The sequence below is a fragment of the Escherichia sp. Lx600-2 genome (assembly GCF_036662595.1).
Taxonomy (GTDB): domain Bacteria; phylum Pseudomonadota; class Gammaproteobacteria; order Enterobacterales; family Enterobacteriaceae; genus Escherichia; species Escherichia coli.
Map to the genome: position 1 here is coordinate 1 of NZ_JAYQWM010000129.1, position 7384 is coordinate 7384.

The 7384-nt window shown below is 40.4% G+C and carries 11 protein-coding genes; 6 read left to right on the forward strand and 5 right to left on the reverse strand.

Annotated features, from left to right (window positions below):
• Positions 1-54: 54 nt before the first annotated feature.
• The 5 genes from OQV04_RS22600 to bluF all read right to left on the reverse strand — a co-directional run bounded on the left by OQV04_RS22600 (position 55) and on the right by bluF (position 3270).
• Positions 55-99: a hypothetical protein gene (locus tag OQV04_RS22600; RefSeq protein ID WP_238887790.1), complete on the reverse strand. Its 45-nt coding sequence runs from the start codon at positions 97-99 to the stop codon at positions 55-57.
• A 235-nt stretch (positions 100-334) separates the two neighbouring features.
• Entirely contained in the window at positions 335-445 is a 111-nt protein-coding gene (ymgL, locus tag OQV04_RS22605; RefSeq protein WP_032143442.1) for a protein YmgL, read from the reverse strand.
• Positions 446-497: 52 nt separating this feature from the next.
• A complete protein-coding gene (locus OQV04_RS22610) occupies positions 498-902 on the reverse strand; it encodes a DUF1398 domain-containing protein (protein WP_000373096.1) in 405 nt (134 codons plus the stop codon).
• Positions 903-1122: 220 nt separating this feature from the next.
• Positions 1123-1854 (reverse strand): DNA-binding transcriptional repressor BluR, encoded by a 732-nt coding sequence (gene bluR / locus OQV04_RS22615; RefSeq protein ID WP_000332300.1) that lies wholly within the window; start codon positions 1852-1854, stop codon positions 1123-1125.
• A 204-nt stretch (positions 1855-2058) separates the two neighbouring features.
• A complete protein-coding gene (gene bluF, locus OQV04_RS22620) occupies positions 2059-3270 on the reverse strand; it encodes a blue light-responsive regulator BluF (RefSeq protein WP_001536901.1) in 1212 nt (403 codons plus the stop codon).
• Between the two features lie 313 nt (positions 3271-3583).
• Here bluF and ycgZ point away from each other — a divergent pair, with 313 nt between their 5' ends.
• From ycgZ to ymgF, 6 genes are all read left to right on the forward strand, one after another.
• A complete protein-coding gene (ycgZ, locus tag OQV04_RS22625) occupies positions 3584-3820 on the forward strand; it encodes a regulatory protein YcgZ (RefSeq protein WP_000554146.1) in 237 nt (78 codons plus the stop codon).
• Positions 3821-3862: 42 nt separating this feature from the next.
• Positions 3863-4135, forward strand: coding sequence for a hypothetical protein (locus tag OQV04_RS22630; protein WP_000858015.1), 273 nt, complete (start codon positions 3863-3865; stop codon positions 4133-4135).
• Between the two features lie 28 nt (positions 4136-4163).
• Positions 4164-4430, forward strand: a complete 267-nt coding sequence (gene ariR / locus OQV04_RS22635; protein ID WP_000888778.1) for a biofilm/acid-resistance regulator AriR — start codon at positions 4164-4166, stop codon at positions 4428-4430.
• Between the two features lie 112 nt (positions 4431-4542).
• A complete protein-coding gene (gene ymgC, locus OQV04_RS22640) occupies positions 4543-4791 on the forward strand; it encodes a protein YmgC (RefSeq protein WP_001065752.1) in 249 nt (82 codons plus the stop codon).
• A 335-nt stretch (positions 4792-5126) separates the two neighbouring features.
• Positions 5127-6650: an EAL domain-containing protein gene (locus OQV04_RS22645; RefSeq protein ID WP_101969378.1), complete on the forward strand. Its 1524-nt coding sequence runs from the start codon at positions 5127-5129 to the stop codon at positions 6648-6650.
• Positions 6651-6781: 131 nt separating this feature from the next.
• The gene (gene ymgF / locus OQV04_RS22650) at positions 6782-7000 is read left to right on the forward strand and encodes a cell division-associated protein YmgF (protein ID WP_001299921.1); all 219 of its coding nucleotides are present in this window, start codon (positions 6782-6784) and stop codon (positions 6998-7000) included.
• Positions 7001-7384 lie beyond the last annotated feature (384 nt).

The window sequence follows — 7384 nt, forward strand, 5'->3', positions numbered from 1 at the left end:
TTTATATTTGTTTAGCTATAATGTTATACATTCAAATGACTGAACATACTGTAATTAAATCATAGCCTTTATGCTACTTTGTGCCAATTTGCTAAACATTATGGTTGCCTTTTTATATAACGATAATAATGAATATAAGCATGACATGAGAATAAGGTTTCAATTTTTGAGTTATATAGGAAAGGTTTAACCTGTTCCTGGCTAAAATACATATAACTGGATGATGACTAAACCAAAACACATGTGCGTTAAGTATTGAAACGGGCGTATGGCACGCCCGTTGGTTTTATAAATATGTTAACCGTTATAAAATAACGTATAGAAAGTCAAGTGATCACATTTCAAATATCAATTTGATAGTATTGGCCTGGTGATTATTTATGGGTAGCAATAAAAGGACAGTATTTATCATCCATAGGGATAGTCTCTGTACTTTTATTCCCATTATGCTAATGCCTTACTGAATTATGAAGCATTTCTTAAGCATCCAACTTAAGCTAGATTAATGGTTTATTATTTTCTACATCTTCAATATATAAAAGCGTATTATCAATGGCGTAGTAACTGCGTTTGTTATGATTAACATCAGTAACCCAACGGAAAACGCCCGCGTCTGCCAGTGTTGAACAGTATTCCCGAAATGTAGATTTTCCGCAAATATGAAGCAATGCGGCCTCTTTTATTTTAGCAGGGTTCTTGGTCGTACTAACTTTTAACAGGTTCCTGGTTCCTCTTAATAACAAAACCGTGTCATCGTGAGTAATAATTCTGATGTTATCCGTAGCCAGATAATAAATGTAATGTGCAATACGGTGATGTTTTAATTCTGAATAAAACCAGGAGAAGTTTTGCTCTTTTCTCACTTGCTCAAACATCTTTTGAAAAACAACGACCTGATCCATCAGGATAATAACCTCTTGTTAGTTGTGAGACTGCGTAGTGTGCACGATCGGTTTTACCACTTCAATCTGGTCTGTCCTTTGGCTGTGATATGTACAAAGTGTGAAAGGGGGATTACCTGAATTCTCCCGGTGAGCATTTTGTAATGGACCAGCTCCGGTACAAACGCTGTTGTGGGTTCAGATTATAACATTCTGTCTAAGGGGCGGGATAAAGGTGAAATTAGGGGGCATGAAAGATGACTTTATAACCTTGCTCACCCCAGTGTTGTAAAAGTTCATTTTGCCTTCTCGTTGGTGCCATGCCTGTCCAGACAATCAATGTTTGCGTCGGGAACAGTTCCGGGCGCGGTGATTCAATGGGATCAGCAAGAACAGAAATATGCCATCCTGACAATGATAAACGCCATGCTTCCAGCCACAATCGAGCTCTCTCTTCAACATTCCACGCCATCAGAATGGCTTCTTTACCGGGCTTACGGCGCATTTCGAAAAGCGAGGCTGCTGCGTATTCAATTAGTGCGCCGTCAAACATACTGCTCATAATGCGGGAGGTGTTGTGATCAAGCACGAGACGCTGGCGAACAGGAAGGTAAACATGATTAATCAATTGATCTACTGGGTACTCTCGACCCAGTGAAATAATTCTCGCGCGTAGTTTGGCAGGATTAGCCATACGAAGAATTGACATCATCTCTTCTTGCAGGCGGCTCCAGTCATCTTCCGTATCCTGGCTGGTGGTTTCCAGTAATGCTTTAACTTTGCCTACAGGGACGCCATTACTTATCCAACGCTTGATCTCTTCGATACGTTGTATGTCTTCTTCATCAAAGAGTCGGTGTCCGCCTTCACTGCGCTGTGGTTTTAACAAACCGTAGCGGCGTTGCCAGGCCCGGAGAGTGACAGGATTAATCCCGCAACGTTCAGCAACATCACCAATGCTGTAATAAGCCACAATTCCTCCTTGCGGTCACAAATCTCCGTCGCCTGTACACGACCCAATAATACTTTGTACAATATACGCTAAAATTGTACAAAGTATAAATAAGATTTCAGCTAAATTGGATGAAACATTATTTTTAATGTGGATTAAATTAAAACATAACGTATTCATTTTCACGATGATTTCCAGAAAACTTGCAAAATAATGTGCTGAAAATTATTTTTTCTCCGGCCACGCAACTGAAGGGATACCATTCAATTTAGCTTTAGCAAACAGATCCCCCTGAAACATCTCAATTCCTGCGGATTCAAGCCACATCCACTCTTCTGGTGTTGCCACGCCCATAGCACTGACTTGAATTTCAAGTGATGTACAGCATTTTATGATCGCCTGAATAATTGCCTGCCGTGGTCCGCTTTTATGAACATTGGTAATCAATTCCTGACTGATTTTAATTCTGTCAGGCTGGAAGCGTGACAGGAGTAACAAACCAGCAAAACCTGCGCCAAAATGATCAATTGCTACACTGATACCGGCAGCCTTTAGCGATTTAACCGCTTCGGCAAACTCATCAAACCGAGATATGACTTCACTTTCAGTAAATTCAACGATGATTTGTTCAGGCACCAGACCATTGGCCTTTATTTCATCAAGTAAAAAAGAGACTGCGTCAGGCTCGTTAACCAGGGTCATAGGTAATAGATTGATAGATATCATTTTATCACCGAGCTCAAGTGCGTGTGCCATCGCGAATACAAGCGCCTTACTTTTGAGATCCGCTGTGTAGATTTCCCCGTCTTTACGCTGCCCAACCGCTATAGCTGACGGGCTGTCTTCATTTTTTTGCACAATGGCTTCAAAAGCGATTATCCGCCGCGATAAGGGATCAACAATAGGATGAAAGGCAAAGTGGTCGTTTATATTTGGTGAAAGGGTACAGGAATCAAGTTCTTTATCAGATCTGTCAGCGATAAAAAGCCAGGAGTCTTCAGCAGGGATCTCGAAATAGGTTGATTGTTCGGTTGCAAGGACAAAAGTACGAAAAAATTGTAGCGCTCTGTCATCATAAGTTAGCTGAAATTTTGATGTGCCTTTGTCGAATACGGCCTGTAAAACGTCATCTCGCTCGTGCAGGCGTAAATCAAATAATTCCATTCCTGCTTTACCAAAACGGCGAGCAGGCGCGTAATCGCACAACAGTTCAACAATATTATAGTGCCGAGGATCCTGGCATATAGCCCGATATATCATTTGAACCTGTTCTTCCGGACCTTCCAGAAGCTGGAAAAAATGAGAACCATTAAACAGTAAGATCCCTGTTACGTCAGACTGCATGTTCCTGCGATTTGCTATCGAAACCATTTCTTCGATTTTTTTGACAGGTTCGTCGTCACGTATATGGCTACGATAAATAAGGGTGGTAAGCATTAACTGTCCAGGGTAATGGGAGAGGCGAGAGTAAGACGGTAACAGACATATCTTCCGGTGTCTTTCTTTTAATACCAAAACATAACTGTTTCTTTACATTGATAAAAAATGCAAAAAGTTGAACACGAGTTGGCGAAAAATCTTGTATAGGTTGTCAGTTAAATGATGCAATATGTTTTATCATAACGTATTGTTTTATATGCATTAGCACTAATTGCAAAAAATTAATTTATCATTCTGTACACATATTTCGTACAAGTTTGCTATTGTTACCTCACTTAACATTGATTAACATTTTTAACAGAGGCGTAGCATGCATCAAAATTCAGTGACTTTAGATTCTGCGGGAGCAATCACTCGTTACTTTGCAAAAGCTAACTTGCCTACTCAGCAGGAAACTCTCGGGGAAATTGTGACTGAGATTTTGAAAGATGGACGTAATCTGAGTCGAAAGTCGCTTTGTGCCAAACTTCTTTGCCGACTGGAACAAGCGACAGGGGAAGAGGAACAGAAACATTATAATGCACTAATTGGGTTGCTTTTTGAATAATGCAACAGCCTGATTATTTAACAGGTTAGCTATGAAGTCGTTATGAAGACATCTGATAATGAAAGTATAAAATATGAAATTACTGGCCAGGCGGTGCTCCAGATACTGCGCATGAAGATAAATTTTTCGGTGCAGACTCTTATTAAGCAATTACTCGTAATGAAATCGGCTGAGGAAAATGCTTTCCGACGAGATTTAATTGACAGCATAATTCGTGATTTTAGCAACAGTGATACAGGAGGGCCAAACCGAAGAACAGCGATAGCTGACAATAAAAGTATGTTCAATGGTAAGAAAATAAACAGAATACATTAAAATTTCATAAGTAAGATGAGAGGTTACCATGCTTGAAGATACTACAATTCATAATGCAATAACTGATAAAGCGTTATCAAGTTACTTTCGCAGTTCGGGTAATTTGTTAGAAGAAGAGTCAGCAGTGTTAGGGCAGGCTGTGACTAATTTAATGCTTTCAGGCGATAATGTTAATAATAAAAATATTATCTTAAGTCTGATACACTCCCTGGAAACAACAAGTGATATTCTCAAAGCTGACGTGATCAGAAAAACACTGGAAATCGTGTTGCGATACACAGCTGATGATATGTAACTTCTAATTATTAAGTATAAGTTTATAGAAAACTCATTCATCTTATTTTTGTCTGTCGCTTTAGACTATACACAGCATAATTTTATTGGGTTAATATTTCTACGAGGCTGACATGAATAATTCAATCCCAGAGAGATTTATTTTTCAATGTGCTTTGTTTAAAAATCTCGAGAGGGAGGTATTCATGACGCATGGGTATGTTGATAGTCATATTATTGATCAGGCTTTACGCTTGCGTTTAAAAGATGAAACCAGTGTGATTCTTTCTGATCTCTATCTGCAAATATTGCAGTACATTGAAATGCATAAGACTACACTAACGGATATCATTATTAATGACAGGGAATCCGTGCTCTCTTAGAACTTGAGTAAGGTTATAGAATAAACATCAGCTGTATCATCATGCTGGTGCAAAGTGAGCATTTCAGGCGTTATGCTTTCTTAATATATCCGCAATATCAGGGGGCAAACAGGAATGGAGAGCGCTCGTTTTCCATTCTTGACGCCTGATATCCCACCTAATTTGTTTAATTCTGCCTACATTGTGCTCAATAATTAATAGGTTAGATGAAGATGGAGAAAATTTTATCTTCGGCGTGGATATTTCTTATGCTCTCTACCATGCTCTCTGTAGACGCCAGCGCGAGCGAATGAACGTCATTTTCATGTATTAAACCCTTTGTTCGGGACAAGCGAATGCGCAATACACTCATACCCATCCTCGTTGCGATATGCTTGTTTATAACCGGTGTCGCTATTTTGAACATCCAGCTCTGGTATTCCGCAAAAGCAGAGTACCTGGCGGGAGCAAGATATGCCGCCAACAATATCAATCATATACTTGAAGAAGCGTCACAGGCGACTCAAACAGCGGTTAACATTGCCGGGAAGGAATGCGACCTCGAGGAGCAATATCAGCTTGGCACTGAAGCAGCTCTGAAACCTCACCTGCGCACAATCATCATTCTCAAACAGGGTACGGTCTGGTGTACATCCTTACCGGGGAATCGGGTCCTGCTGTCTCGTATTCCTGTTTTCCCGGACAGTAATTTACTGTTGGCTCCGGCAATCGACACCGTTAATCGATTACCTATCCTGCTCTATCAGAGCCAATTTGCAGATACGCGCATTTTGGTTACGATAAGTGATCAGCATATTCGCGGGGCGCTTAATGTACCCTTGAAAGGGGTAAGGTATGTATTACGCGTGGCGGATGACATTATTGGACCTACGGGTGATGTGATAACGCTTAATGGACATTATCCCTATACCGAGAAGGTTCACTCCACAAAATATCATTTCACTATTATCTTTAACTCGCCGCCACTCTTTAGCTTCTACAGACTTATCGATAAAGGCTTTGGGATTTTGATCTTTATTCTGTTAATCGCCTGCGCCGCTGCCTTCCTGCTAGATAGGTATTTCAATAAAAGCGCAACGCCTGAAGAGATCCTGCGGCGGGCTATAAATAATGGGGAGATCGTCCCTTTTTACCAACCAGTGGTGAATGGTCGGGAAGGGACATTGCGGGGAGTTGAGGTGTTAGCCCGCTGGAAACAACCTCACGGTGGATATATTTCACCCGCGGCATTTATTCCACTTGCTGAAAAATCCGGATTAATCGTTCCGCTTACGCAAAGCCTGATGAATCAGGTTGCCAGACAGATGAACGCTATCGCGAGTAAATTGCCGGAAGGTTTTCATATTGGAATTAATTTTAGCGCCTCGCATATTATTTCGCCGACGTTTGTCGACGAGTGCTTAAATTACCGTGACAGTTTTACCCGCCGCGATTTAAACCTCGTTCTGGAAGTTACCGAGCGTGAGCCATTAAATGTTGATGAAAGTCTGGTTCAGCGGTTGAACATTCTGCATGAAAATGGTTTTGTCATCGCGTTGGATGATTTCGGTACTGGCTACTCAGGGCTTTCTTTTCTGCATGACCTGCATATTGATTATATCAAAATTGATCACAGTTTCGTTGGCCGCGTAAACGCAGACCCAGAATCAACTCGGATTCTGGATTGTGTATTGGATCTGGCGCGTAAACTTTCGATCAGTATCGTCGCTGAAGGTGTCGAAACCAAAGAACAACTTGACTATCTGAACCAAAATAATATCACATTTCAGCAGGGTTATTATTTCTATAAACCTGTTACATACATCGACCTGGTCAAAATTATCCTTTCTAAACCGAAGGTGAAGGTTGTGGTTGAGTGAAAATCGATCACTAAGGCCATGATGCGGTGTAATTATAGACAGCTAATTAGCTCGTTGCCTCTTGTTACTATTGTTCATTATTTTGTTTGCTATAATTGTTTGAAAGTTTTGACAGGATTGCCATTAGTAGCATGAACAATAGTAATAATCTGGATTATTTCACTCTCTATATCATCTTTTCCATTGCATTTATGCTGATCACTCTCCTGGTCATCCTTATTGCAAAACCCAGTACCGGGCTGGGAGAAGTGCTTGTGACGATAAATTTGCTTAATGCCCTTGTTTGGCTGGCGATCAATCTGGTTAATCGATTAAGGGAAAGACTCGTCAGCCACAGGGATCAGCAATAATCTTTCAGTTTCTCACTGTCAGCATGCGGCTGAATGGGGTGCTGACAGTGAACGCCTGGATCATTGAAGGAAAGGAATTATTGCGCAAATAGTTGTCAACCCTGGTGTTATCACAGTTGTTTTTATATATCATTGAAATAATTTCTATGGCAACTATCAATGATTGTGATGTCGAAGAGTTATTTGTTAAACAAAATCGTCACCTCAAAGTGATCAATGTCATGAAAATAAGGTGAAAAATGATAATGCCGACTTATTTATCATTTATATATTGTCGCTGTTTATCTATTTAAATTTTTTGTGCTTTTGTTTTTGTCTTTACCCTCCGTTTTGGTAATCTGAGCTCATAGGTTATTTGACCAGGAATGTTTGTTAATCCAATGA

Coding starts and splice junctions, on each gene's coding strand:
- OQV04_RS22645 (WP_101969378.1), top strand. CDS start 5,127: ATGCGCAATACACTCATACCCATCCTCGTTGCGATATGCTTGTTTATA.
- ymgL (WP_032143442.1), bottom strand. CDS start 445: ATGGGAATAAAAGTACAGAGACTATCCCTATGGATGATAAATACTGTC.
- ycgZ (WP_000554146.1), top strand. CDS start 3,584: ATGCATCAAAATTCAGTGACTTTAGATTCTGCGGGAGCAATCACTCGT.
- OQV04_RS22630 (WP_000858015.1), top strand. CDS start 3,863: ATGAAGACATCTGATAATGAAAGTATAAAATATGAAATTACTGGCCAG.
- OQV04_RS22610 (WP_000373096.1), bottom strand. CDS start 902: ATGGATCAGGTCGTTGTTTTTCAAAAGATGTTTGAGCAAGTGAGAAAA.
- bluF (WP_001536901.1), bottom strand. CDS start 3,270: ATGCTTACCACCCTTATTTATCGTAGCCATATACGTGACGACGAACCT.
- ariR (WP_000888778.1), top strand. CDS start 4,164: ATGCTTGAAGATACTACAATTCATAATGCAATAACTGATAAAGCGTTA.
- ymgC (WP_001065752.1), top strand. CDS start 4,543: ATGAATAATTCAATCCCAGAGAGATTTATTTTTCAATGTGCTTTGTTT.
- ymgF (WP_001299921.1), top strand. CDS start 6,782: ATGAACAATAGTAATAATCTGGATTATTTCACTCTCTATATCATCTTT.